At 33.7% G+C, this 25,160-nt stretch carries 24 protein-coding genes and 1 riboswitch; of the genes, 17 read left to right on the forward strand and 7 right to left on the reverse strand.

The window, feature by feature from the left end:
- The first annotated feature begins 2 nt into the window (after window positions 1-2).
- The 8 genes from purS to purD are packed head-to-tail and all read left to right on the forward strand — an operon-like array spanning window position 3 to window position 8,934.
- Complete coding sequence (gene purS, locus BTJ66_RS01585; RefSeq protein WP_017724119.1) at window positions 3-263, forward strand: phosphoribosylformylglycinamidine synthase subunit PurS; 261 nt, start codon at window positions 3-5, stop codon at window positions 261-263.
- Window positions 263-934, forward strand: coding sequence for a phosphoribosylformylglycinamidine synthase I (gene purQ, locus BTJ66_RS01590; protein WP_099089251.1), 672 nt, complete (start codon window positions 263-265; stop codon window positions 932-934). Before purS ends, purQ begins: the two co-directional genes overlap by 1 nt.
- Window positions 927-3,116: a phosphoribosylformylglycinamidine synthase subunit PurL gene (gene purL, locus BTJ66_RS01595; RefSeq protein WP_099089252.1), complete on the forward strand. Its 2,190-nt coding sequence runs from the start codon at window positions 927-929 to the stop codon at window positions 3,114-3,116. The genes purQ and purL overlap by 8 nt, the downstream gene beginning before the upstream one ends.
- The gene (gene purF / locus BTJ66_RS01600; RefSeq protein ID WP_099089253.1) at window positions 3,095-4,582 is read left to right on the forward strand and encodes an amidophosphoribosyltransferase; all 1,488 of its coding nucleotides are present in this window, start codon (window positions 3,095-3,097) and stop codon (window positions 4,580-4,582) included. The genes purL and purF overlap by 22 nt, the downstream gene beginning before the upstream one ends.
- Window positions 4,575-5,603, forward strand: a complete 1,029-nt coding sequence (gene purM / locus BTJ66_RS01605; protein WP_099089254.1) for a phosphoribosylformylglycinamidine cyclo-ligase — start codon at window positions 4,575-4,577, stop codon at window positions 5,601-5,603. Before purF ends, purM begins: the two co-directional genes overlap by 8 nt.
- A gap of 2 nt (window positions 5,604-5,605) precedes the next feature.
- The gene (gene purN / locus BTJ66_RS01610; RefSeq protein WP_099089255.1) at window positions 5,606-6,172 is read left to right on the forward strand and encodes a phosphoribosylglycinamide formyltransferase; all 567 of its coding nucleotides are present in this window, start codon (window positions 5,606-5,608) and stop codon (window positions 6,170-6,172) included.
- Between the two features lie 15 nt (window positions 6,173-6,187).
- Window positions 6,188-7,666, forward strand: a complete 1,479-nt coding sequence (gene purH, locus BTJ66_RS01615) for a bifunctional phosphoribosylaminoimidazolecarboxamide formyltransferase/IMP cyclohydrolase (RefSeq protein WP_099089256.1) — start codon at window positions 6,188-6,190, stop codon at window positions 7,664-7,666.
- Between the two features lie 23 nt (window positions 7,667-7,689).
- Entirely contained in the window at window positions 7,690-8,934 is a 1,245-nt protein-coding gene (gene purD / locus BTJ66_RS01620; RefSeq protein ID WP_099089257.1) for a phosphoribosylamine--glycine ligase, read from the forward strand.
- A 102-nt stretch (window positions 8,935-9,036) separates the two neighbouring features.
- On the opposite strand, the gene BTJ66_RS01625 is transcribed toward purD, so the two are convergent.
- The 4 genes from BTJ66_RS01625 to graF form a co-directional block, all read right to left on the reverse strand.
- The gene (locus tag BTJ66_RS01625) at window positions 9,037-9,843 is read right to left on the reverse strand and encodes an energy-coupling factor transporter transmembrane component T family protein (protein ID WP_099089258.1); all 807 of its coding nucleotides are present in this window, start codon (window positions 9,841-9,843) and stop codon (window positions 9,037-9,039) included.
- On the reverse strand, window positions 9,836-11,248 hold the full coding sequence (locus BTJ66_RS01630) for an ABC transporter ATP-binding protein (protein ID WP_099089259.1): 1,413 nt from the start codon (window positions 11,246-11,248) through the stop codon (window positions 9,836-9,838). The genes BTJ66_RS01625 and BTJ66_RS01630 overlap by 8 nt, the downstream gene beginning before the upstream one ends.
- Window positions 11,249-11,260: 12 nt before the next feature.
- Entirely contained in the window at window positions 11,261-11,836 is a 576-nt protein-coding gene (locus tag BTJ66_RS01635) for an ECF transporter S component (protein WP_099089260.1), read from the reverse strand.
- Window positions 11,837-11,921: 85 nt separating this feature from the next.
- Window positions 11,922-12,023: riboswitch (TPP riboswitch) on the reverse strand.
- Window positions 12,024-12,274: 251 nt separating this feature from the next.
- Window positions 12,275-12,409, reverse strand: coding sequence for a glycopeptide resistance-associated protein GraF (gene graF / locus BTJ66_RS13740; RefSeq protein WP_202971254.1), 135 nt, complete (start codon window positions 12,407-12,409; stop codon window positions 12,275-12,277).
- Between the two features lie 333 nt (window positions 12,410-12,742).
- Between graF and auxA the strand changes: the two genes are divergently transcribed.
- The 5 genes from auxA (at window position 12,743) to ptsP (ending at window position 18,335) form a co-directional block, all read left to right on the forward strand.
- Window positions 12,743-14,044, forward strand: a complete 1,302-nt coding sequence (gene auxA, locus BTJ66_RS01640) for a lipoteichoic acid stability factor AuxA (RefSeq protein WP_099089261.1) — start codon at window positions 12,743-12,745, stop codon at window positions 14,042-14,044.
- A gap of 371 nt (window positions 14,045-14,415) precedes the next feature.
- Entirely contained in the window at window positions 14,416-15,585 is a 1,170-nt protein-coding gene (locus tag BTJ66_RS01645; protein WP_099089262.1) for a class I SAM-dependent rRNA methyltransferase, read from the forward strand.
- 58 nt (window positions 15,586-15,643) lie between these two features.
- Window positions 15,644-16,186: a DUF697 domain-containing protein gene (locus BTJ66_RS01650; protein ID WP_099089263.1), complete on the forward strand. Its 543-nt coding sequence runs from the start codon at window positions 15,644-15,646 to the stop codon at window positions 16,184-16,186.
- A 164-nt stretch (window positions 16,187-16,350) separates the two neighbouring features.
- A complete protein-coding gene (locus BTJ66_RS01655; RefSeq protein WP_069816423.1) occupies window positions 16,351-16,617 on the forward strand; it encodes a phosphocarrier protein HPr in 267 nt (88 codons plus the stop codon).
- Between the two features lie 2 nt (window positions 16,618-16,619).
- The gene (gene ptsP / locus BTJ66_RS01660; RefSeq protein WP_099089264.1) at window positions 16,620-18,335 is read left to right on the forward strand and encodes a phosphoenolpyruvate--protein phosphotransferase; all 1,716 of its coding nucleotides are present in this window, start codon (window positions 16,620-16,622) and stop codon (window positions 18,333-18,335) included.
- Between the two features lie 224 nt (window positions 18,336-18,559).
- On the opposite strand, the gene BTJ66_RS01665 is transcribed toward ptsP, so the two are convergent.
- Window positions 18,560-18,790 carry a glutaredoxin family protein gene (locus tag BTJ66_RS01665; protein ID WP_099089265.1) on the reverse strand — a complete coding sequence of 77 codons (231 nt, stop codon included), beginning with the start codon at window positions 18,788-18,790 and terminating at the stop codon, window positions 18,560-18,562.
- A 198-nt stretch (window positions 18,791-18,988) separates the two neighbouring features.
- Between BTJ66_RS01665 and BTJ66_RS01670 the strand changes: the two genes are divergently transcribed.
- From BTJ66_RS01670 to BTJ66_RS01680, 3 genes are all read left to right on the forward strand, one after another.
- Window positions 18,989-20,344, forward strand: coding sequence for a cytochrome ubiquinol oxidase subunit I (locus BTJ66_RS01670; protein ID WP_099089266.1), 1,356 nt, complete (start codon window positions 18,989-18,991; stop codon window positions 20,342-20,344).
- Entirely contained in the window at window positions 20,341-21,357 is a 1,017-nt protein-coding gene (locus tag BTJ66_RS01675; RefSeq protein WP_099089267.1) for a cytochrome d ubiquinol oxidase subunit II, read from the forward strand. Before BTJ66_RS01670 ends, BTJ66_RS01675 begins: the two co-directional genes overlap by 4 nt.
- Before the next feature lie 98 nt (window positions 21,358-21,455).
- Window positions 21,456-22,115, forward strand: a complete 660-nt coding sequence (locus BTJ66_RS01680; RefSeq protein WP_069994825.1) for a potassium channel family protein — start codon at window positions 21,456-21,458, stop codon at window positions 22,113-22,115.
- Window positions 22,116-22,214: 99 nt separating this feature from the next.
- Here the strand turns inward: BTJ66_RS01680 and rnjA are convergent, their stop codons facing one another.
- Together rnjA and BTJ66_RS01690 are read right to left on the reverse strand one after the other, a co-directional pair.
- Window positions 22,215-24,077, reverse strand: coding sequence for a ribonuclease J1 (gene rnjA / locus BTJ66_RS01685; RefSeq protein WP_099089268.1), 1,863 nt, complete (start codon window positions 24,075-24,077; stop codon window positions 22,215-22,217).
- Complete coding sequence (locus BTJ66_RS01690) at window positions 24,077-24,292, reverse strand: DNA-dependent RNA polymerase subunit epsilon (RefSeq protein ID WP_099089269.1); 216 nt, start codon at window positions 24,290-24,292, stop codon at window positions 24,077-24,079. The genes rnjA and BTJ66_RS01690 overlap by 1 nt, the downstream gene beginning before the upstream one ends.
- Window positions 24,293-24,791: 499 nt before the next feature.
- Here BTJ66_RS01690 and BTJ66_RS01695 point away from each other — a divergent pair, with 499 nt between their 5' ends.
- Window positions 24,792-25,064: a hypothetical protein gene (locus BTJ66_RS01695; RefSeq protein WP_099089270.1), complete on the forward strand. Its 273-nt coding sequence runs from the start codon at window positions 24,792-24,794 to the stop codon at window positions 25,062-25,064.
- Window positions 25,065-25,160 lie beyond the last annotated feature (96 nt).

Genomic DNA, 25,160 nt, shown 5'->3' on the forward strand with positions numbered 1-25,160 from the left:
TAATGAAAACAATAGAATTACACATCACATTACAACCACAAGTATTAGATACACAAGGGCAAGCATTAAATCGCGCTGTTCATGACTTAGGCTACAAACAAGTTAATGATATTCGTGTCGGTAAAGTATTATATATGACAGTAGACGAAGCTACAGATGCTGAAGTACACAATGTGGTTACGACATTGAGTGAAAAGCTATTTGCTAATACTGTCATTGAAGAATACAGCTATAAAGTATTGGAAGAAGGAGAGAAAGCATAATGAAATTTGCAGTGCTAAAATTTCCAGGATCCAATTGTGATAGAGATATGTATAATGCGGCCATAAAATCTGGTGTACAAGCCGAATATGTTGATTATCGTAAAACGTCTTTAGAAGGTTTTGATGGTGTATTAATTCCAGGCGGATTTTCGTTTGGAGATTATCTACGCTCAGGTGCAATGGCAAGTGTCGCGCCTATTACTGAAGAAGTGAAGAGATTTGCAACAGAAGGCAAACCAGTATTAGGTGTTTGCAATGGTTTTCAAATTTTAACAGAAATAGGACTATTACCTGGCGCATTGTTACATAATGATTCGCACTTATTCGTCAGTCGTAATGAATCTTTAAAAGTTGTTAATAATCAAACGCCATACACAAATTTATATGATGTAGATGAAACTGTAGTATACCCTGTCGCACATGGTGAAGGTCATTATTACTGTACACCGGAAATTTATGCAGCTTTAGATCAAAACAACCAAATTATTTTAAAATATGTCGATAACCCCAATGGTTCGTTCAATGATATTGCCGGCATTGTAAATGAACAAGGTAATGTCTGTGGAATGATGCCTCATCCAGAACGTGCAATTGAATCTATTTTAGGTAGTAACAGTGGTGTGAAGTTATTTGAAGCAATGGTAAATAGTTGGAGGGAACAAAATGTCTAAGTTTATTGAACCAAGTGCAGAAGAAATTAAATTAGAACAATTGTATAAAGATATGGGCTTAAGTGATCAAGAATATGAAAAGGTTTGCGACATTTTAGGTAAAGAACCTAATTTTACAGAAATAGGCATATTCTCTGTAATGTGGAGTGAACATTGTTCTTATAAACATTCTAAACCATTCTTAACACAGTTCCCAACTTCTGGAGAGCATGTATTAATGGGACCAGGAGAAGGTGCAGGTGTTGTTGACATTGGTGATAATCAAGCTGTTGTATTTAAAGTTGAATCACATAACCATCCATCAGCAGTAGAACCTTATCAAGGTGCGGCAACAGGTGTCGGCGGTATTATTAGAGATATCGTATCCATTGGAGCAAGACCTATTAATTTATTAAATAGTTTACGTTTTGGAGAATTAACAGAAAAACAAAATCGCCGCTTATTACGTGGTGTGGTTGCTGGTATCGGTGGTTACGGCAATTGTATAGGTATCCCAACTACTGCCGGTGAGATTGAGTTTGATGACAGATATGATGGTAATCCTTTAGTGAATGCAATGTGCGTAGGTATTATCGACCATGATATGGTTCAAAAAGGGACTGCAAAAGGTGTTGGCAATTCAGTTATTTACGTAGGATTAAAGACTGGTCGTGATGGTATTCATGGCGCTACTTTTGCTTCAGAAGAACTAAGCGAAGATAGTGAAAGTAAACGTCCATCAGTACAAATTGGTGACCCATTTGTAGGTAAAAAACTTATGGAAGCGACGTTAGAAGCAATTACGTTTGATGAACTTGTTGGCATACAAGATATGGGAGCTGCTGGTCTAACTTCATCTTCTTCAGAAATGGCTGCAAAAGGTGGAAGTGGTTTACATTTGCGATTAGAACAAGTGCCTACTAGAGAACAAGGTATATCACCTTATGAAATGATGTTGTCAGAAACACAAGAGCGAATGTTACTAGTAGTCGAAAAAGGAACAGAGCAAAAATTCTTAAACTTATTTGATAAACACGAATTAGATAGTGCTGTGATAGGTGAAGTAACGGATACAGATCGCTTTGTATTAACGTACGAAGATGAAGTGTTTGCAGATATTCCTGTACAGCCTTTATCAGATGAAGCGCCTGTTTATGTATTAGAAGGTGAAGCGCCAAACTATAATGAGAGTAAAAATGATTATAGCAAAGTGGATGTAGAGTCTGTGTTTGATGAACTATTACAACATCCAACTATTGCATCTAAACGTTATTTATATGAACAATATGATCAACAAGTTGGTGCTAATACAATTGTGAAACCAGGGTTACAATCATCTGTAGTTCGAGTAGAAGGTACGAATAAAGCGATTGCTTCTACGATCGATGGTGAAGCACGTTATGTATTTAACAATCCTTATGAGGGTGGGAAAATGGTTGTAGCAGAAGCATACCGTAATTTGATTTCTGTAGGTGCTACGCCTTTAGCAATGACTGACTGCCTAAACTATGGCTCACCAGAAAAGAAAGAAATTTATCAACAGCTAGCGGATTCAACGAAAGGCATGGCAGAAGCGTGTGAAGTATTAAGTACGCCAGTCGTATCAGGTAACGTATCACTTTATAATGAAACTAGAGAGACATCTATCTTCCCTACGCCAGTTGTAGGCATGGTTGGATTAATCGAAGACATCGATTATTTAAATGATTTCCAACCAAGTGCTGGCGACACTTTATATGTAGTAGGTGACACAAAAGATGACTTTGGTGGTAGCCAAGTTGAAAAGTTACTTTATAAGAAAGTAAATCATGAATTTGAAGCGATTGATTTATCTGATGAAGTACAAAAGGGTGAATCTATTAAACAAGTGATTCGTAATGGTGTTGCATCACATGTTCAAACTGTTGGAAAGGGCGGTTTGTTGTTAACGTTAGCACGTATGAGTTCACATTACCAACTTGGTTTGAACGCACAATTAAACCTAACGAATGCACAATTATTTAGTGAAACTCAAGGGCGTTATATCGTTGCAGTAAAAAAAGGACAAACATTAGAAATTGAAAATGCTGTGGAAATTGGTCAATTAACAAACGACGATCAATTTAAAGTGTCTAACGGAGAAATTCAAGTGATACGTGATGTTCAAAACCTTACTGAAATATGGGAAGGAGCAATACCTAAATGTATGACAGCAAAGGATTAAATGAAGAATGTGGTGTATTTGGCATTTGGAATCATCCTGAATCAGCCCAACTAACTTACATGGGGTTACACAGTTTACAGCATCGAGGTCAGGAAGGTGCTGGAATCGTGTGTTCTAATGGAGAAACGTTAATTGGTGAACGTGGTCTAGGTTTGTTAACAGAAGCAATTTCTGATATTCAACTTGAAACTTTCAAATCCTATCAACATGCTATTGGTCATGTGAGATACGCAACATCTGGTAATAAAGGTATTGAAAATATCCAACCATTTTTATACCACTTTTATGATATGAGTGTTGCAGTTTGTCATAATGGCAATCTCATAAATGCACAAAGTTTAAAGCGTTCATTAGAACATCAGGGGTCTATTTTTCATTCATCATCGGATACAGAAGTGATTATGCACTTAATCCGCAAAAGTAAAGCACCTACATTTGAAGATGCTTTTCAAGAAAGCTTAAGAAAAATAAAAGGCGGGTTCACCTTTGCTGTATTAACTAAAGATGCATTATATGGCGCAGTTGATCCAAATGCAATTAGACCTTTAGCTGTTGGTAAAATGCAAAATGGATCCTATATTATTGCGAGTGAAACATGTGCGATTGATGTACTAGGTGCTGAATTTGTACGAGATATTCATGCTGGAGAATACGTAGTTATTACAGATGAGGGCATTAGAGTAGAATCTTATACGAAGCATACAACAACGGCTATTTCAGCTATGGAATATATTTACTTTGCAAGACCGGATTCAACCATTGCAGGAAAAAATGTACATGCCGTAAGAAAGCAATCCGGCAAACAATTGGCTAAAGAAAGTCCAGCACCAACTGCAGATATGGTCATCGGTGTTCCTAATTCATCATTATCCGCAGCATCTGGCTATGCTGAAGCAAGTGGACTTCCATATGAAATGGGATTAGTGAAAAATCAATATGTTGCAAGAACATTTATTCAACCTACGCAAGAATTGCGTGAACAAGGCGTTCGAGTTAAATTATCGGCTGTTAAAGATATTGTTCAAGATAAAAATATCGTACTTGTAGATGATTCAATTGTTCGAGGTACAACGAGTAGACGCATCGTGCAAATGTTGAAAGATGCTGGAGCAAGAGAAGTACATGTACGCATCGCGTCGCCTGAGTTTATGTTCCCGAGCTTTTATGGTATCGACGTTTCGACAACAGCTGAACTTATTTCTGCCAACAAATCACCAGAAGAAATAAGCGAACATATTGGTGCAGATTCGTTAGCTTATCTATCGGTTGATGGATTGATCGATTCCATCGGACTTGAAGTAGATGCACCATACAGTGGATTATGTGTAGAAAGTTTTACTGGTGACTATCCAGCAGGACTTTATGACTATGAAGAAGATTATATAGCACATCTAAGTGACCGCCAAAAAGCATATATAGCAGATCATAAACAATTCTTTGATAGAGAGGGTAATTTAAATGTCTAAAGCATATCAACAAGCCGGTGTAGATATTAATGCAGGTTATGAAGCAGTAAATCGTATGTCTAGTCACGTTAAGAGAACGATGCGTAAAGAAGTACTTGGTGGTTTAGGTGGTTTTGGGGCAACATTTGACCTATCACAATTAAACATGAAAGAACCATTACTTGTTTCAGGTACAGACGGAGTAGGTACAAAACTGAAATTAGCAATAGATAACGGTAAACATGACACAATTGGTATTGATGCCGTTGCAATGTGCGTCAATGATATTTTAACTACAGGTGCTGAGCCACTGTATTTCTTAGATTATATTGCAACACATAAAGTTGTCCCAGAAGTCATCGAACAAATTGTCAAAGGGGTAAGTGACGGTTGTGAAGAGACACATACTGCTTTAATTGGTGGAGAAACTGCAGAGATGGGTGAAATGTATCACGAAGGTGAATATGATTTGGCAGGATTTGCTGTAGGTGCTGTTGAAAAAAGTGAATATATTGATGGTTCTTCCGTAAAGCCTGGTCAAGTTATCATAGGACTTGAATCTAGTGGTATTCATTCAAATGGTTACAGCTTAGTGAGAAAATTAATCGAAAAATCTAAAATTGATTTACAAGATAACTACAATGATGAACAAACATTTTTAGAAGCGTTTTTAGAACCAACAAGATTATATGTTACTCCAGTATTAGCTGTTAAAGAAGCTGTTAATATTCATACTATGACACACATTACAGGCGGTGGATTTTATGAAAATATTCCTAGAGCATTACCGGAGGGTGTCACTGCCAAAATAGACGTAACTAAATTCCCGACATTACCAATTTTTGATTGGTTGCAACAACAAGGAGATATTGAAACTGAAGAAATGTACAATATTTTTAATATGGGTATAGGTTTTACAATCGTAGTAGATGAGGCCCAAGTACAAACGACTTTAGATATACTAAAAAAACAAAATGTAAATGCTTATGCAATTGGAGAAATCGTTGAAGGCGAAGAACCAATTCAATTAACGGGGGTATAAAAGTGACCAAAATAGCTATTTTTGCGTCAGGGTCAGGTAGTAATTTTGAAAGTATAATGACACAAATTGAGCAAGGTAATCTTCCTCATATTGAAGTAACAGCATTGTACACAGATCAAGTGAGTGCACATTGTATTGAACGTGCTAGGAAATACAATCTAGATGTACATATTAACGAATTGAAAAACTTTGATTCTAAAGCAGACTACGAACGGAAAATTATAGAGTGGCTTACTTCAGAAAAAGTTGAATGGATAGTCTTAGCAGGCTATATGAAATTAATTGGCGAAAATATTTTGAAAGCCTATGACAAACGCATATTAAATATTCACCCTTCTTTATTACCAAAATACAAAGGTAAGGATGCTATAGGTCAAGCATTAGCAAATGGTGATGACATAACGGGTACAACGGTACATTATGTTGATAGTGGGATGGATACAGGAGAAATTATCGAACAAAGAACATGTGATATATACCCGGACGATACTAAAGCTGATTTAGAAGAGCGAATAAAAGCATTAGAACATGAATTATACCCAGCAGTCATTTCAAAAATCATTCAATAAGAGGTGCAAGTAATAATGAAGAAAGCAATTTTAAGTGTGTCTAACAAAACAGGGATTGTAGCATTTGCGCAATCACTTACAGAAAATGGTTATGAATTATATTCAACAGGTGGAACGATGCGTGCAATCGCAGAAGCGGGCGTACCTGTAAAATCTATTTCTGACTTAACGCAATTTGAAGAAATTATGGATGGCAGAGTTAAGACATTACATCCATCTGTGCATGGTGGTATTTTAGCAGATCGTGATAAACCTGAACATTTAGAACAATTAAAAGAACAACAAATTGAATTAATAGATATGGTCGTGGTGAATCTTTACCCATTTAAAGAAACGGTTGCTAATCCAAATGTTACAGAAGATGACGCGATTGAAAATATTGATATTGGTGGTCCTACAATGTTACGTGCAGCAGCTAAGAACTATAAACATGTAACAACAGTAGTTCATCCTGCTGATTATAATGAAATCATAAATAGATTAAAAGAAGACCAATTAGATGAAGATTATCGTAAATCATTAATGATTAAAGTATTTGAACATACAAATGAATATGATGCTGCAATAGTCGATTATTTTAAAGATAATAAAGAAAGTTTACGTTATGGTGAAAACCCACAGCAGTCTGCATATTTTGTACGTACTTCGGATGCATCACATACACTTGCCGGTGCTAAGCAATTACACGGTAAACAATTAAGTTATAATAATATTAAAGATGCTGACGCTACTTTATCACTTGTTAAACAGTTTGACCAACCAGCAGCAGTTGCTGTGAAACATATGAATCCTTGTGGCGTTGGCGTTGCTAGTTCAATTGATGAAGCTTATCAACATGCCTTTGAGGCTGACAGTCAATCTATCTTTGGTGGTATTGTAGCTTTAAATAGAACAGTTGAAAAATCATTAGCTGAAAAATTGCATGCTATTTTTCTAGAAGTTATTATTGCACCAAAATTCACGCAAGAAGCTTTAGATGTTTTAGGCCAAAAGAAAAATATTAGATTATTAGAAATTGATATGACGATTGATAATAGTGAACAAGAACTTGTATCAGTTTCAGGTGGTTACTTAGTACAAGACAAAGATAATGTGAAATTAAGTCGCGAAGATATGACTGTAGTAACGGATGTTGAACCTACAGAGGCACAATGGGATGCGATGTTGCTTGGATGGAAAGTCGTTGCATCAGTTAAAAGTAATGCTGTTATATTGAGCAATGCAAAGCAAACTGTTGGTATTGGGGCAGGTCAAATGAACAGGGTAGGTTCTGCACAAATTGCAATTGAAAGAGCAATTGAAATAAATGATGATGTTGCTATGGTTTCCGATGGTTTCTTCCCAATGGATGACACAGTAGAATTAGCTGCAAATTCCGGCATTAAGGCAATAATACAACCTGGAGGTTCCATCAAAGATCAAGAATCAATCGATATGGCTAATAAACATGGCATTGCGATGGTTACAACAGGTGTTAGACATTTTAAACATTAATCAAATTGGAGGAAATGTAATCTATGAAAGTACTCGTAATTGGTGCAGGTGGTAGAGAACACGCAATTGCATACAAGTTGAAACAATCACCACTCATTAATGAAATACACGTGATACCTGGTAATGATGCAATGATAAACGTCGCTACTGTGCACACAGATATAAAAGAAACTAACCATGACAAGATAGTGGCATTTGCTAAAGCGCATGACATAGCGTGGGTAATTATCGGTCCTGAACAACCATTAACGGAGGGCTTAACTGATAAATTGCAAACAGAAAATATTAATGTGTTTGGACCAAATAAAGCTGCAGCACAAATTGAAGGTTCAAAGCTGTTTGCCAAACAATTGATGGAAAAATATGACATTCCTACAGCAGCTTATAAAGAGATAAATAGCAAAACAGAGGCGCTAGACTACATTCAGACATGTGATTTTCCAGTTGTATTAAAAAAAGATGGCCTGGCAGCAGGAAAAGGTGTAATTATTGCCAATAATTTTGAAGAAGCACAAGATGGTATAGAAATTTTATATCCTGAAGAAAATAGCACAGTTGTATTTGAACAATTTCTTGAGGGAGAAGAATTTTCGCTAATGACATTCGTTAATGGGGATTATGCTGTACCATTTGATTGTATTGCACAAGATCATAAACGTGCATTTGATTATGACCTGGGTCCTAACACAGGTGGTATGGGTGCGTACTGTCCAGTTCCCCATATAGATGAAGCAATGATTGAACGTACGAATAGAGATATTGCACAGCCTATTGCGAAAGCAATGGTGAATGAAGGTTATTCATTTTTTGGTGTACTATATATAGGTGCGATTATAACAAAGGACGGGCCAAAAGTTATAGAATTTAACGCACGATTTGGGGACCCTGAAGCACAAGTCTTGTTGACACGAATGGAAAGCGATTTAATGCAGCATATTTTAGATTTAGAGGCAAAACAACCGATCCAATTTAAATGGAAGAAAAATGCAGTTGTTGGTGTGATGCTTGCTTCAAAAGGATACCCGGGCGCTTATAATAAAGGGGCTGAGGTTTCAGGATTTACATTAGACGGTCAATATTTTGTGAGTGGATTAAATAAAATAGATGGACGCTATGTAACGTCTGGTGGACGCGTAATTCTTGCTTTAGGTGAAGGTAGCGATATTAGAGAAGCTAAAGTGAATGCATACGAAGCGGTAAAGCAAATGAATAGTGATGCTTTATTTTATCGGAATGATATCAGTGATAAAGCAATACAAAAATTATAATTTGATTAAGAAAAATAAAGAACGATGAAACAAACTGGTTTAGGTTTTGTTTCATCGCTTTTATTTTGGATAAAAATGATTTTGAAAAGTGAGTTGAACTATTTAATAAATACTTGTTATACGAACGTCGTCAATCCCTGTTATTGGGAAATATAATGCCAAGTAATAGGCACTAATTAAAATAAACCCTACGACGATAATTAATAGAAAATCTTTATACGAGAAAGGTGCATGATAATAATATGTTCTAGGCCCATCTTTGAAGCCTTTTTTCTCCATTGCTACTGAAAGCTGGTGTGCTTTTTTAATATTTTGACTCAATAAGGGTATGATTAGGTGTTTTAGTCTTTTTATACCGCGATAATTTTGAGCGTTTATTAATTGATAGCGAATCTTTAATGATTTTCTTAATTGTAAAAAAGAGATGATCATTAATGGAACCATTCGAATTGCTGCCATAAAGGCATATGCCACTTTGGGTTTGACCTTTAAGTGCTGCATTAAACTGTAAAATACAAGAACAATTTGTGAAGTGAAGGCGATTAAAATTCCAAAAAACGAAACCGTTGTCGTACGCATAGCTAAATGTAAGCCTCGAAACAGACTTTCAGTTGTGATTTGAATAAAACCTAATTTGAAAAGTACGTGTGTACCATCGCCATAAAAAATCATGAATAAGGCTGACACTAAACTGAATAAAATAGTAAATACAATAAAGATAAATGTGACTTTGAACTGTAGTCCATTGAATATTAATAATAATACAAGTATTAAACAAGTAATATAGAGCATGTAATCAAATTGGTGAACAAAGATCACAAAGAAAAATAATATGACAGCTATTACTAATTTAGTGATGATATTAACATCATCGATGAAAGAACAATGTTTTTTCCATTTTTCAAACATATGTATCACCTGTCTTTTCTACTAAATGGTGATGTTCGAGGTGTAGTCTTCGTGTTGGATAACGCGCAATAATTTCTGGATCGTGTGTAACCATAATAATTGTTTGGCCTTGTGTAACTCGTTGTTGGAATAATTTGATAAGGTTAAACGTATTATGACTATCAAGACCAAATGTTGGTTCATCCAAGAGTATTAAGTCTGACTCAGCACTTAAAGCTATTGCAACACTTAAACGTCGTTTTTGCCCCATGGATAATTCATAAGGGTGTTGCGTTTGTACAGAGGTGAGATTCAGTGTTTTTAATAATGATACTGTATGTTGTTTGGCTTCATCCGTGGAATTAAATTTATTGTTATTTTGAATATGAATTTCATCGTATACGGAATTTGTAATAAATTGTAATTCAGGGTTTTGATATACCAGATACATATGTTTTGCTGCAGTTTTAATTTTGCTGTAAAGATGATGATTGATATACATTTTGCCGTCATAGTTAATCAATTGCATAATAGATTCAAGTAAAGATGTTTTGCCTGATCCATTTGAGCCAGTAACTGATATCCATTCACCCGCGCTGATTTCTAGGTGAGGGATTTCGATGAGTTTGTTTTTACCACGTTTAATAACTGTATTTTGAATCTGAACATTAAAACGAGCTGTGTCTGGATTCGGAAATTGTATTGTTTGTGGTGCAGATGCCCAAGCGTTTGGATGCCATACGCCGTATTCGGTTAATAATGTTTCATAATGAGTTAAAATGTGAGAAGGGGTTGCATCTGCAATGATTGCTCCGTCATAATTCATTAAAATGACACGATCTACATGTTGCCAAATATGCTCAACCTTATGTTCTACAATAAGTACGGTTTGATCTTGCCACAATGATTGAATTTTTTGCCATAAATCAGCAGTTGACTCAACATCCAACATTGCGGTAGGTTCATCTAAAAATAAAGTCGTTGCCTGCTGTAAGATCGTTTCAGCAATTGCAAGCTTTTGTTTCATACCCCCGCTTAATTCGTTTATATATTGATTTGTATCAACATTTAACCCAACAGTATTCAGTGCTTCATTAATACGATTATGCATTTCCTCTTGTGGAACTTGTTGATTCTCTAACACAAATGCAAGTTCTTCATAAACCTTAGGCATACAAAATTGACTATCTGGGTCTTGAAATATCACACCACTTGCGGAATCAATTTCAAGTTCATCATATTTTATAGGTAAATCAATCAAGTTTGGTACGATACCACTTAACACATTTAATAATGTGCTTTTACCGGAACCAGAAGGGCCTAATAACAACACTTTTTCTTTATCTTTAATTTGTATAGATAAATTATCAAATATTTTTTTCTGGCCATTTGGATATTTCAAGCGTAAATTTTTAGTAGCTATCAACGTTATTGCTCCTTATAAGTTGTCGTAATCACTCTGGCTTGCTGGTCTAAACAATTTGGTCACTCCAGTTTGATCAAGTGCTTTTACGATGTAATAAGATAATAGACCGGCAACTACGATACCGCTAATTAATCTGAATACAACGTATAAAGTAAGATTCCAACCGGCAATTTCTCCCAGATAACCATATGCGAAATCTAAAGGTAACGTTGCAACCGAAGCTAAAAATCCAGCAAGCATTGCGACCATTGCCGAACGTGACTTATAGCGGAAAATGGCAAATACAATTTCACAAGCCAACCCTTGTAACAAAGCGTAGACCATAGTGGCTATATCAAAACGTCCCATTACGATTGTTTCACCAGCACCTGCAGCAAATTCTGCAAGTATTGCAATGCCTGCTTTTGGGATTATGAGATAAGCTACGATTGCTGCCATAAACCAAGCGCCATATGTAAGTTCTTCAAAATGAAGCCCAGTTACTTGTACGGCTTTATATACGAAATTCCATAAATTATAAATGATTGCAAAGACAACTGCTATCAATACAGTTACAAGAATTTCGGAAAGTTTTAAACCTTTTGACATAAATGTTCCTCCTAATATAAAAACGCACAACCTTCTAGAAAGTTGCGCGTTAAAATATAGGCATACGGATACCAATGATAAACAATGATATCGCAGTACACTTTCCTACGCTAGTTTAATCTAGATCAGGTTCAAAGGGTTTGAGGGTATACCTCATCTCAGTCACAAAACACCCCTAGTGCGAATGGTTTATTTAATTTTAATTATAATGTATGACTTTTATAGGATTATGTCAAGGTCAGTACAGAAATTAATAGATGGCAATTTAGATAAAGTAATCAACGTTTACTAATAGAATTAAATAAAATATTCATTGCTATAGTATAGCTAATCCAAAAAAGGGAGGAGACAGAAATCTGATTTAAAAATAGATTTCATAGTCTCACTCCCATATCGGATTTACATTTATATTGATTTGTATCTAATACGAGCATTCAATTAATCTAAAGTGTCTTGAATATTTTGTTTCGTTTCTTCTGTACTATTATCAGCAGCTTCTTTTTCTTTTTTTAATTTATCTTCAGCTTCTTTTGCTTTTTCAGCCGCCTGTTTGTTTAGTTCTTCTTTACTCATAAATAAAAGCACTCCTTTAAAGTTTATGATTAGTTACATTTATTATCTACCACAATTTAACAAAATATAAACGCCTCATTTAAACTGTGAGCTTTGAAGCGAATTGAATAATCGATGATTAGCACGTTGGTAACTTAGGTATAATTAATAGCTGTAGGTTATTCAGAGATGTTTTAAAATTAAATAGTATGCAATGAGAAAAAATTGTTTGACCACAAATAATAAGTGGAAATTTGACTATGAATGATTTTATATCATACTATGGACTTATTTATTAGATAATTAAAGACAAGAACTAAATGTTAATATATAATAACTTTTGAGGTGAATGGTATGTCTTTTTTAAAGAAACACGCTGAGATATTATATAGTTATATGATAGGCATCGTTTCGCTTTTCACAGGTCTCATCATTTTAATTAATTTGCCGTTAATAAATAAATTAAATGGTAAAGGTAAAATGGAGTTGCATATCCATAATGTATGGGATTTTATAAACGCATTTTTTGGTGAAATAATTAGAGTAATGAGTAATTACATAGGTAATTTTCCGATAATTAGCGCCATTATCATTATCTTGTTTGGTATTGGTGTTATCATGATTGGCTTTACTTTATTTAGAACGACAAGATATGACTATGATATTTCAGTATTCTTTTTAGTTATTGGTATTCTTTTCTTTATCATAACACTGATATTAATGACTCAGGTTTATAGCTTTTTTGCTATTATTTTCGTAATACCATTTGCAATTCATATTGGTTATATCGTTTATAAAGACGAGTTAAATACAGAACATAGAAAATACCATTATTTATGGATTATTTTCAGTTATGGAATAAGTTACTTAATAACACAAATTGTTTTATATGGAAGAATTGAAAGTGATGAAATCATACCAATTGATATTTTGAGTGTTAACACATTCTTCATTATCATGTGGTTACTTGGACAAATGTCTATTTGGAACTTTTTATTCTTAAGAAGATCACTTCCTTTAACAAAGCAAGAACTAGGGGAAGAAGAACCAGAATTATCAAGAACTAGCAAAGAATCAGTAACAAATCAAACAAAAGAAACATGGAAAACACTACAAGATAAAACAACTGAATTCACACGAAAAACACGTAGAAGTGTTGATATTCAAAAAGTTAGAGACAAAAAAGATAAGTTTATTGCAAAATGGAAAGAAATTATTGATATTCAAGAGGACGATGTTCCGAACTGGATGAAAAAGCCAAAATGGATTAAACCTGCGTATGTAGAATTATTCTGTGGTGCAATTTTATTATTCTTTACGTTAATTGAATTCAATAATAGAAACTCGCTATTTGTTTCAGGTAACTGGGAAATTTCGCAAACGCAATATGTTATAGAATGGATTACACTATTTTTCTTAATGATTATCATCATTATATATATATTGACGACTTTAACGAATTTCTTGAAAGATAGATTCTATTATTTACAAATGTTTATGGTTAGTTTATTATTCTTCAAATTACTTACTGAGTTTATGAATATAATGGTTCATGGATTATTATTATCCATTTTCATTACACCTATTTTAATCATTATGCTCTTTGCAATCTTTGTTGCATTTATTATGAAGTTACGTGAACCATCTAAATATTAGAGGTTTACCTGAGCTTTGGCTCATGCATAAGACCTACTAACTCAATAAATTGAGAAGTGGTTTTAGAGGAATACCTGAGCTTTGGCTCATGCATAAGACCCACTAACTCAATAAATTGAGAAGTGGTTTTAAGGAATACCTGAGCTTTGGCTCATGTATAAGACCCACTAACTCAATAAATTGAGAAGTGGGTCTTTAAAACTATCAATACAATATGACGGGAGGCTGAGGCAATATTTTTGTCTCAGCTTTCTGTGTATTTTAGATATTATATTTCAGTGAATTGCAGATAATTGATGTTACGAAGTGAATGAGATGATAAAATGAATAAGCGAATAACAAATATAAAGTAGAAAGGCTGACATAATATTATGAAAATTGCCACGTTAAATAGAGGAAAAGAAACGAAATATTTAAATGAATATCCATTAGTAGACGAAGAAGACATTTATGCACACGATCATTTAAAAGAGGGAGACCTATTTTATTTAGTGAACGATAAGGAAGCGTATATTGCAACAGCTTATGTAGGGAGACAACATAAAGGTGTTGGTTGGGTATTAAGCTACGATAAAGACGAGGTCATTAATACTCAATTTTTTGAAACTTTATTTAAAAATGCTAAAGATGAACGTGACTATTTTTATAACATAGATGGAACCAATGCATTTCGTGTTTTTAATGGTGAAGGTGATGGCGTAGGTGGTTTAACTATAGATAATTACGATGGACATTTCTTAATTCAATGGTATTCAAAAGGTATCTATAAATTCCGATATAATGTCTTATCTGCATTAGCATCTGTATTTGAATATACGTCTGTTTTTGAAAAAATGAGATTTAAAGACTCAGAAACACAGGGCGGATTTGTTGATGGAGACGCACCGGAATTTCCAATTGTAATTGAGGAGAATTTTACTTTTTATAATGTGGATTTAAATGACGGTCCAATGACAGGTATCTTTTTAGATCAAAAGGAAGTAAGAAAAAAATTAAAAGATCATTATGCTAAAGATAAAGAAATACTAAATGTATTTAGCTACACAGGTGCATTTTCTGTTATTGCAGCTGAAAATGCTACGATGACAACAAGTGTTGATTTAGCTAATCGTTCACGTGCACTTACAGAAGAAAATTTTGGCTTAAATAGTATCGATCCTAAATCTCAGTATATTTATGTGATGGACACATTTGATTACTTTAATTATGCACGACGCCATGATTTATTTTACGATACAATCGTTATTGATCCACCAAGTTTTGCTCGAAATAATAAGAAGACTTTTTCTGTAACAAAAGATTACGATAAATTAATTAAAGGTGCACTTGAAATACTAGGGCCGGACGGTACGTTACTGTTATGTACAAATAATAGCACATTCTCTTTAAAAGCTTTTAAAAACGTTATCAATAATACACTTGAAGAAGCAGACGTAGACTTTGAAATTGTAGATGTAATGGGCTTACCGAAGGATTTCAAAACACATCCACACTATAAACCATCTAAGTATTTGAAGGCTATTTTTGTGAAAATAAAATAAAATGGTAGAAATAGGGTATTCATTATGTATCAAGCAATTTACGAAGGAGTGAAATTAGATGGGTTTTAAAAATAAAATTACAAATAATGTTACGCAAAAAGTTGGTAACAAGGTATTGAACATTGAAGATATTAAACAAAAAAGCAACATACCTACATCAAATATTGAAATAGAGGAACGACGTAAACGTGCACAAGCATTAGTGAGAAAGAAATCAGTTTTATCTTCAAGCATAAGTGTTGTTCCGATTCCAGGATTAGATTTTGGTGTTGATATTAAATTAATGAGAGATATCATTGAAGATGTCAATAAAATTTATGGCTTAGATCATAAACAAGTTAATAACATGGGCGATGATATGAAAGAGCGTGTATTAGCAGCAGCAGCAATTCAAGGTAGTCAATTTATAGGTAAAAAAATATCTAATGCTATTTTAAAAGTTGTTGTTAGAGATGTTGCTAAACGTGTGGCAGCCAAACAAACGAAATGGTTTCCAATTGTTGGACAAGCTATTTCAGCCTCAATTAGTTATTATTTCATGAAAAAAATTGGTGATGAGCACATTCAAAAATGTGAAAAAGTTGTTAAAACACTCGTCTAATACTATAGCGTTTTCACAAATTAGCTAAAATTCCATGAATATTGTCATATCATGGGTGCAACGAATTGAATTTATAAGAATAATTTGGTAATGTTATTATATAAAACTATGCTAGGTTTTATAATAAACTAACGATTCTAACTATACGAAGGAGAAATCATTTTATGGAACAAAAATCATATGTAATTATCGACGAAACAGGTATTCACGCTCGTCCAGCGACAATGCTTGTTCAAACTGCCTCAAAATTTGATTCTGATATTCAATTAGAATATAACGGTAAAAAAGTTAACTTGAAATCAATTATGGGTGTTATGAGCTTAGGTGTAGGTAAAGATGCTGAAATTACAATCTACGCTGACGGTAGCGACGAAAAAGATGCAATTGAAGCAATCACTGAAATCTTATCTAAAGAAGGATTAACTAAATAATTATGTCTAATTATATTAATGGTATAGCTGCTTCAGATGGCGTAGCAATTGCTAAAGCATATTTATTAGTTGAACCAGATTTATCATTTGATAGTGAAAAGGTTTCAGATGTTGATGCTGAAATTGCAAAATTTAATCATGCTATCGAAACATCCAAAGTTGAATTAACTAAAATTAGAAATAATGCAGAACAAAATTTAGGTGCTGATAAAGCAGCGATTTTTGATGCGCATTTACTTGTTTTGGATGACCCTGAATTAATTCAACCAATTGAAGAAAAAATTAAGAATGAACAAGTTAACGCACCAACTGCATTATCTGATGTTACTGGACAATTCATTACTATTTTCGAATCAATGGATAATGAGTACATGAAGGAACGTGCTGCCGATATCCGTGATGTTTCAAAACGTGTGTTAGCGCATATTTTAGGCGTAGAATTACCAAATCCTAGTATGATTGATGAAAGCGTTGTTATAATCGGTAATGATTTAACACCTTCAGATACTGCTCAGTTAAACAAAGAATTTGTACAAGGATTTGTAACTAATATAGGTGGTAGAACTTCGCATTCAGCAATTATGAGTCGCTCATTAGAAATTGCTGCAGTTGTAGGTACTAAATCAATTACCAAAGAAGTTAAGCAAGGAGACATGATTATTGTTGATGGCTTAACAGGGGAAGTTATTATTGACCCTACTGAAGATGAAGTCATTGCTTACCAAAACAAACGTGAACGTTTCTTTGCAGATAAGCAAGAATTACAAAAATTACGTGATGAAGAAACGACGACAACGGATGGTAGACATGCCGAACTTGCTGCAAATATCGGTACACCGAATGATTTGAAAGGTGTTATCGAAAATGGTGCAGAAGGCATAGGATTATACCGTACAGAGTTTTTATATATGGGTAGAGACGAAATGCCAACTGAAGATGAGCAATTCGAGGCATACAAAAAAGTATTAGAAACGATGGAAGATAAACGTGTGGTTGTGCGTACATTAGATATTGGTGGAGATAAGGAGTTACCATACTTAAATCTACCAGAAGAGATGAACCCATTCTTAGGTTATCGTGCAATTCGTTTATGTTTAGATCAACCTGATATATTCAGACCACAATTACGTGCATTATTACGCGCCTCTGCTTTTGGTAAGTTAAATATCATGTTCCCTATGGTAGCTACAATTAAAGAGTTCCGTGATGCAAAAGCATTATTACTTGAAGAAAAAGAAAACTTAACAAATGAAGGTGTTGAAGTTTCAGATGATATCGAACTAGGTATTATGGTAGAAATCCCTTCTACTGCCGCTTTAGCAGATGTGTTTGCTAAAGAAGTTGATTTCTTCAGTATTGGAACGAATGATTTAATTCAATATACAATGGCTGCAGATAGAATGTCAGAGCGTGTTTCATACTTGTATCAACCATATAACCCTTCAATATTACGTTTGGTAAAACAAGTAATTGAAGCTTCACACAAAGAAGGTAAATGGACCGGTATGTGTGGTGAGATGGCTGGCGATGAAGTTGCAATTCCATTATTATTAGGCTTAGGATTAGACGAGTTCTCAATGAGTGCGACTTCAGTACTTAAAGCACGTCGTCAAATCAAAGGTTTAAGTCAAAATGAAATGGAAGAATTAGCTCAAAGAGCTATTAATTGTGCTACTTCTGAAGAAGTTCAGGATTTAGTAAATCAATACGCTAAATAAATATCATTTGTTATATAAAATGAAAGAGCTGTTCATAAAGTTTATGCTTTATGAACAGCTCTTTTTGTCTTTGGAATTTTAAGTGATATGTTTAAAGTTGCCCTTATATCAAGTAGATGAATCATCTTAAACTTTGTAAAAAATAGCTTAATGCGTTACTTTGTAGTTAGAAGTTGTTTGTGTATCTGGAGGAATTGAAAGCACTAAAATGATAAATACAAATGTTATTTGATATTTAATGTGTTATTAATTTTGTCCATATCAATTTGATACATTGGTTCACCGTTTAATAGTATAAAGGGTGTTGCAAATGCATCGTAGTCAATCATTTCATTTCTATAGTTTGAATTGCTTATATTTTTTTCACTATAATTAATACCTTTATCAGATAAATAGTTTTTGATGAAAGTACAAGGTGGACAATCATTTTGAGTATATATAATGATTTCGGTCATAATTAGTTTATCCTTTCTTAAATCAATTTACTTTAATATAAGAAACTTTAGATTATAATTCAAGCTTTTAAATTGTATGAAAGTAGTCATTAATTTGTCACTTTATTTTAAGCGAAATAAATTTAAAAATTATGTAAAGCGGTTTATAATGAACAGACGTTGTGATTTATGTCACAAATAAATAAAAAAGGTGATATTATGGATTCAGTTGAATTAGCTCGTTTTTTGACTGCGATGACACTCGCAGTGCATATTATTTTCGCGACAATTGGTGTGGGCATGCCAGTCATGTTTGCAGTTGCCGAATTTATAGGCATTAAGAAAAACAATCCACTATACACAACATTAGCTAAAAGATGGTCTAAGGGATATACAATAACAGTTGCTGTAGGTGTCGTAACAGGAACAATTATAGGTCTTCAGTTGTCTCTACTATGGCCAACATTTATGCAAATGGGTGGACATGTTATAGCATTACCATTGTTCATGGAAACCTTTGCTTTTTTCTTTGAAGCAATATTCTTGAGTATCTATTTATACACTTGGGATCGATTTAAAAGTAAATGGACACATTTTCTAATTAGTATTCCAGTTATCATTGGTGGGTCATTCTCGGCATTCTTTATTACTGCCGTAAACTCATTTATGAATACACCAGCTGGTTTTGAAATGAAAAACGGGAAAATGGTTAATGTTAAACCGTTAGCTGCTATGTTTAATGATTCGTTTTTAATAAGATCATTTCATGTAGTTGCTACTGCACTAATGACTATGGCATTTGTACTGGCGGCTATTGCTGCATTCAAATTGTTGAAAAATAAATTTAAAAAAGATACAGAATACCATAAAAAAGCACTAAAATTAACTATGTGCTTAGGCGTTATATTCACATTAGGATCTATGTTAGCCGGTGACTTATCTGCTAAATTCTTATATCAAGAACAACCAGAAAAATTAGCAGCATATGAATGGCATTTTGATACAGAATCTAACGCAGATTTAGTATTATTTGGTTCATTGGATGAAAAGACACAAGAAGTAAACGGAGCAATTAAAATTCCAGGCATATTGAGCTTTTTAGCTGACAATAATACAAATACAGAGGTCAAAGGTTTGAATGAATTTCCAAAAGAACTACAACCACCAATGATTGTACATTATTATTTTGATCTCATGGTTTCAATGGGCGTATTTTGTTTAGTTGTTTCTGGCGCGTATATACTTACACTTATATTTAAAAAGTTACAGAAATATACGTATTCAAAACCGATGCTATATGGTGCTTTATTAACAGGTCCAGCCGCGATGCTAGCAATCGAGTTTGGGTGGTTCTTAACAGAACAAGGTCGTCAGCCATGGATAGTTCGTGGTTACCTTAAAGTAGCAGATGCTGCGACGCAAGCAGGGGGATTAACATTAGTAACAATTTTATTTGGACTTCTCTATTTTGTACTGATGTTTACATCTGCCTATGTATTGATTCGCATGTTTAAAGAGAAACCAGCATATAAAGAAGTTGAAGCACTAGCTTCAGAAAGAGGTGATGCATCATGATTCTCGCGTATATTGGAATTTCAGTACTTTGGATTTTCTTATTCTGTTATATCATTATTGCATCCATAGATTTCGGAGCGGGTTTCTTTACGCTACACGCCAAAATTACAAAGCAAGATAAGAAGATAAATCATTTAATAGCACGTTATTTAAATCCAGTTTGGGAAGTAACGAATGTATTTTTTGTATTTTTCTTTGTTGGTATGGTGGGTTTTTTCCCAGATACGGCGATGTACTTTGGAACGGTGTTGCTTTTACCTGCATCCATAGCATTGATATTATTGTCAATTAGAGGCGCGTTTTATGCTTTTGAAAACTATGGCCCAGATACGAAATTAGTTTGGTTAGCTATGTATGGTATAGCTGGACTACTGATACCAGCATCACTAGCTACCACTTTAACAATTTCAGAAGGCGGATATATCACTGGCACTGAAAAACATTTAGATCTCAATTGGACAGAATTGTTATTGAGTCCATATTCTTGGTCAGTCGTATTCTTAGCGATTATTTCAGTCCTATATATATCATCAGGTTTCCTAACATATTACGCATCAAAAGCAAAAGACAAACCTGCTTATAACTTGTTAAGATATTGGTTCTTAATTTGGGGACCACCTATGATAGCAATTTCATTATTTGTATTTTTATCATTACGTTTACAAAATGAAGCACATTTCTTAAATGCAGTATCCAATTATTGGTGGATGTTCTTGTTAAGCTTTATTTGCTTCATTGGTGCAATGCTATTAACAATCATGAAAAGAGCGCATGGTTATGCGTTTGTGCTTGTTATTTTGCAAATGGGATTTGCATTTTATGGGTATGGTGCAAGTAAATTACCATATTTACTTTATCCGTTTATTCGTATAGATGAGCATATTGTTAACAGTAGTATGGCAATCGCGCTAATCATTGTCTTTATTTTAGGTTTACTTTTACTCATTCCATCGTTAATATTATTGTTAAGATTATTTGTTTTCGATAAGAAATATGTAGAAGGCAAAAAATAATTTAAATTTTCAAAAGTGGTTATGGCTATGGTTAAGAATACTCTAAGAAAGTATTGTTATAAATAACCATGCCACGATTTTTAAATTGGAGGATACACATGGATAAAGAGTATGTTGTAATTGGTTTAGGGCGATTTGGTGGAAGTATTGTAAGAGAATTAAATGCACTTGATATGGATGTAATGGCTATTGATATGAATGAAGCGCGCGTGAATGAGTATAGTGATATTGCAACGCATGCTGTAGTAGCTGATACCACAGATGAGGCAGTTATGAAGAGTTTAGGTATTAGAAATTTTGATCATGTAATTGTCGCTATTGGTGAAAATATTCAGTCAAGTACCTTAACGACCTTAATATTGAAAGAATTAGGTGTTAAAAAAGTTACAGCAAAAGCTCAAAATGATTATCATGCTAAAATTTTAAATAAGATTGGAGCCGATACCGTAGTACATCCAGAAAGAGACATGGGTAGAAGAATTGCACATAATGTAGCGAGTGCTAGTGTATTGGATTATTTAGAGCTTGCGGATGAGCATTCTATAGTAGAAATAAAAGCTAGTGAGAAAATGGCTGGTCAAACAATCATTCAATTAGATATTCGTGCGCAATTTGGAATTAGTATTATAGCGATTAAACGAGGTAGAGAAATATTAGTGTCACCAGATCCAAACATAAGCATAGAGATAGGTGATATCTTAATCATGATAGGCCATGACAATGACCTTAATCGTTTTGAGAAAAAAGTTGTAAGATAAACAATTAATAATATATCCTCAAAAACTTTTGAGTTTTTGAGGATTCCTATAATAAAAAAAGAACGGCCACTCATATTTGTAATAGTGGCCGTTCTTTTTTTATGATTCAGAATCTTGATCTTGATTTGTTTTTTGCTCTGGCTTATTTGGTTTGTTTTGGTTATTAGAACCATTTTTATTACTTGTTTTATCTGTCGTTTGTTGATTTTTTGATGGTGCCTTTGAGTTGTTTTTCTTTGTGTTCGTATTTTTATTATTTGGCTTTTTAATGAATGATTGATTGTTGTCTTCATTCACTTTCATGATAACGGGTAATATCATCGGTTTACGAGCAGTTTTTTCGAATAAATAAGGTTGTAATGTTTCGATAATTGAAGATTTGATTTGATGCCATTGAATATCTTGATTTTGATTCAATTTACCTATTACATCCGTTTTGATTCTGCGTTGTGCATCGTAAATTAATTGGCCAGATTCACGCATATACACGAAGCCGCGAGAAATTATGTCTGGTCCAGAAAGCAGTTTATTTGTTTTGAAGTCTATGCTAACGACTACAATTACTAAACCTTCTTCAGAAAGAAGCTTTCTATCACGGATAACTACATTACCAATATCACCGATACCACTACCATCAACTAAAACATTACCTGAAGGAATTCTACCTGCTTTACGTGCGGAATCATGCGTTAATGCTAACACATCACCAATATCAAAAATAAAGACATTGTCTGGATCTACGCCACATTCAATTCCTGATTGGCCGTGTGCTTTTAACATACGATATTCGCCGTGAATCGGTAAGAAAAACTTAGGACGTAGTAAGCGAAGCATTAATTGCTGATCACCTTTAGAACCGTGACCGGAAGTATGAATATTAGATACTTTATTATGAATAACTTCTGCACCTGCACGATATAGTGAATTAATAGTGCGGTTAATACTCTTAGTATTACCTGGAATAGGTGAAGAACTAAACACGACAGTATCTTCAGGTATGATTTTGATTTGTTTATGCGTACCATTGGCAATTCTTGATAATGCCGCCATTGGCTCGCCTTGTGAACCGGTGCATAGAATCAATAATTCATGCTTTGGTACTGTATTTATTTTATTTGGTTCGACAAATGTTTCAGGTGGTGCTTTGATATAACCTAATTCCATACCAATTTTAATATTATTTTCCATCGAACGACCGAATGTAACAATTTTACGATTGTGCTTAATTGCAGCTTCAACAGCTTGTTGAACTCGGTAAATATTTGAAGCAAATGTTGCAAATATAATACGTCCGCTACAATTACGGAATATCTTTTCAACATTTTGTCCTACTTCACGCTCACTCAAAGTGAAATCTGGAACTAAGGCATTTGTTGAGTCTGAAAGTAGACAAAGAACGCCTTCTTCACCGAGTTTTGCCATTTTTGCCATATTAGCTGGTTCCCCGACAGGAGTGAAATCGAATTTGAAGTCACCTGTATGCACAATATTACCTTCAGGTGTATTGACAATCACACCATATGCTTCTGGAATACTATGTGTTGTTAAATAGAATGACACTTCAAAATGTTTTGATTTAATAACACTGCTTTCATCTATTTCAATAAGTTCTGTAGTTCTTAGTAGATGATGTTCTTCTAATTTATTTCTAATTAAACCTAATGCTAATGGACCACCATAAATAGGCACGTTAATTTGTTTTAATAGGTAGGGCACACCACCTATATGGTCTTCATGTCCATGAGTAATAAACAGACCAACAATTTTATCTTGGTTTTGCTCTAGGTAAGTGATGTCAGGAATAACATAATCGATACCTAATAAATTATCATCTGGGAACTTAATACCTGCGTCAATAATAACGATTTCATCTTGATACTCAACGGCATAAGTATTTTTACCAATTTCACCTAGACCACCAAGTGCGTAGACCGCAACTTCATTTTTATGGATTTGTTTCATTATTCAGCTTGCTCCACGTTAAAGTGATCAGATTGTTTTTCATATTCTAAATGTGCGCCCTCTAATTTAGTGATAAATTCTATATTGAAATTACGATCCTTTAAATATCTTCTTACTTGTTCTTCAGTTTGTGCTTCAACATAAGTTGTTTGTGTGTGTTCACGTACGATTACTTCTTCTTTAGTATGTTGATAAAAGACTTTAAATACTGCCATTTTATATATTTCCTCCTAAAAATCATGTATTGATTTATAATTATTTTAATTGTAAAAACCCTAGTGCTTTATTTAGGTATGAAAATGCAATGCCTCTATTACTTGATAAGGCACTTATTTCAGAACAATGTGAATTGCTACCATATATAAATAGAACATACTAGTTTTTGCCCAGTATGTTTCTAGGGTAATCTTCAGTTCGTTCGATTAGAAAAACACAAATACTTTGATTTGTATGTTTTCAGTTATTTCTCATTTTACATGATGTAGTGGAATAAATAAAGCAGTTTTATCTTGAGAAGTAGTATTTAATAGATCAAGTTACTTCTTATTTAAAATACTTATGTAAATTGACTAAGTAACAATTACAGAAAATTTTGAAAAATATAATAAAAAACTTGAGTAGTATATAAAAATTAATTAAGATAAAGAAGTGACTGAGGGAAGTATAGTAAAACATAAATTACAATGAAATATGGTAAATATTGAGGTGATTCATTTGAATAAGGTAAAGACAATTATTGAAGACGTAAAGAAAGAAAAATCACGTACAGATAAAATATTTAAAGGTGTAACTTTTGAAGTGCGTGCTGAGCAAGTAATCATGTTTTTTAATTATAATGAAATTATTGATACGGTTAATGAAGATCAAAATTATGTTAAGCATAATCATGACCCGGAATTTATTGATATGCAGCAATTAACAGAGCTGAAATCAGAATTTAAGGAACTGAACATTCCATATCATGAACGAAGAGATGATTTTATGTAATTGAACGGAGATGTGGCAAAATTTTATTTTCCAAAAATTTCAAAGCGCTTAAGCGTAGAGAACATTTGTGGATATTACAAGCGTTTTAGCGTTTAG

Source organism: Staphylococcus edaphicus (assembly GCF_002614725.1).
GTDB classification, from domain to species: domain Bacteria; phylum Bacillota; class Bacilli; order Staphylococcales; family Staphylococcaceae; genus Staphylococcus; species Staphylococcus edaphicus.

Coding starts and splice junctions, on each gene's coding strand:
- graF (WP_202971254.1), bottom strand. CDS start 12,409: ATGAGTAAAGAAGAACTAAACAAACAGGCGGCTGAAAAAGCAAAAGAA.
- BTJ66_RS01625 (WP_099089258.1), bottom strand. CDS start 9,843: ATGTTTGAAAAATGGAAAAAACATTGTTCTTTCATCGATGATGTTAAT.
- purQ (WP_099089251.1), top strand. CDS start 263: ATGAAATTTGCAGTGCTAAAATTTCCAGGATCCAATTGTGATAGAGAT.
- purS (WP_017724119.1), top strand. CDS start 3: ATGAAAACAATAGAATTACACATCACATTACAACCACAAGTATTAGAT.
- BTJ66_RS01670 (WP_099089266.1), top strand. CDS start 18,989: ATGGATTCAGTTGAATTAGCTCGTTTTTTGACTGCGATGACACTCGCA.
- BTJ66_RS01645 (WP_099089262.1), top strand. CDS start 14,416: ATGAAAATTGCCACGTTAAATAGAGGAAAAGAAACGAAATATTTAAAT.
- ptsP (WP_099089264.1), top strand. CDS start 16,620: ATGTCTAATTATATTAATGGTATAGCTGCTTCAGATGGCGTAGCAATT.
- purH (WP_099089256.1), top strand. CDS start 6,188: ATGAAGAAAGCAATTTTAAGTGTGTCTAACAAAACAGGGATTGTAGCA.
- BTJ66_RS01690 (WP_099089269.1), bottom strand. CDS start 24,292: ATGGCAGTATTTAAAGTCTTTTATCAACATACTAAAGAAGAAGTAATC.
- BTJ66_RS01675 (WP_099089267.1), top strand. CDS start 20,341: ATGATTCTCGCGTATATTGGAATTTCAGTACTTTGGATTTTCTTATTC.
- rnjA (WP_099089268.1), bottom strand. CDS start 24,077: ATGAAACAAATCCATAAAAATGAAGTTGCGGTCTACGCACTTGGTGGT.
- purL (WP_099089252.1), top strand. CDS start 927: ATGTCTAAGTTTATTGAACCAAGTGCAGAAGAAATTAAATTAGAACAA.
- auxA (WP_099089261.1), top strand. CDS start 12,743: ATGTCTTTTTTAAAGAAACACGCTGAGATATTATATAGTTATATGATA.
- BTJ66_RS01650 (WP_099089263.1), top strand. CDS start 15,644: ATGGGTTTTAAAAATAAAATTACAAATAATGTTACGCAAAAAGTTGGT.
- purF (WP_099089253.1), top strand. CDS start 3,095: ATGTATGACAGCAAAGGATTAAATGAAGAATGTGGTGTATTTGGCATT.
- BTJ66_RS01655 (WP_069816423.1), top strand. CDS start 16,351: ATGGAACAAAAATCATATGTAATTATCGACGAAACAGGTATTCACGCT.
- purM (WP_099089254.1), top strand. CDS start 4,575: ATGTCTAAAGCATATCAACAAGCCGGTGTAGATATTAATGCAGGTTAT.
- BTJ66_RS01680 (WP_069994825.1), top strand. CDS start 21,456: ATGGATAAAGAGTATGTTGTAATTGGTTTAGGGCGATTTGGTGGAAGT.
- BTJ66_RS01665 (WP_099089265.1), bottom strand. CDS start 18,790: ATGACCGAAATCATTATATATACTCAAAATGATTGTCCACCTTGTACT.
- purD (WP_099089257.1), top strand. CDS start 7,690: ATGAAAGTACTCGTAATTGGTGCAGGTGGTAGAGAACACGCAATTGCA.
- BTJ66_RS01635 (WP_099089260.1), bottom strand. CDS start 11,836: ATGTCAAAAGGTTTAAAACTTTCCGAAATTCTTGTAACTGTATTGATA.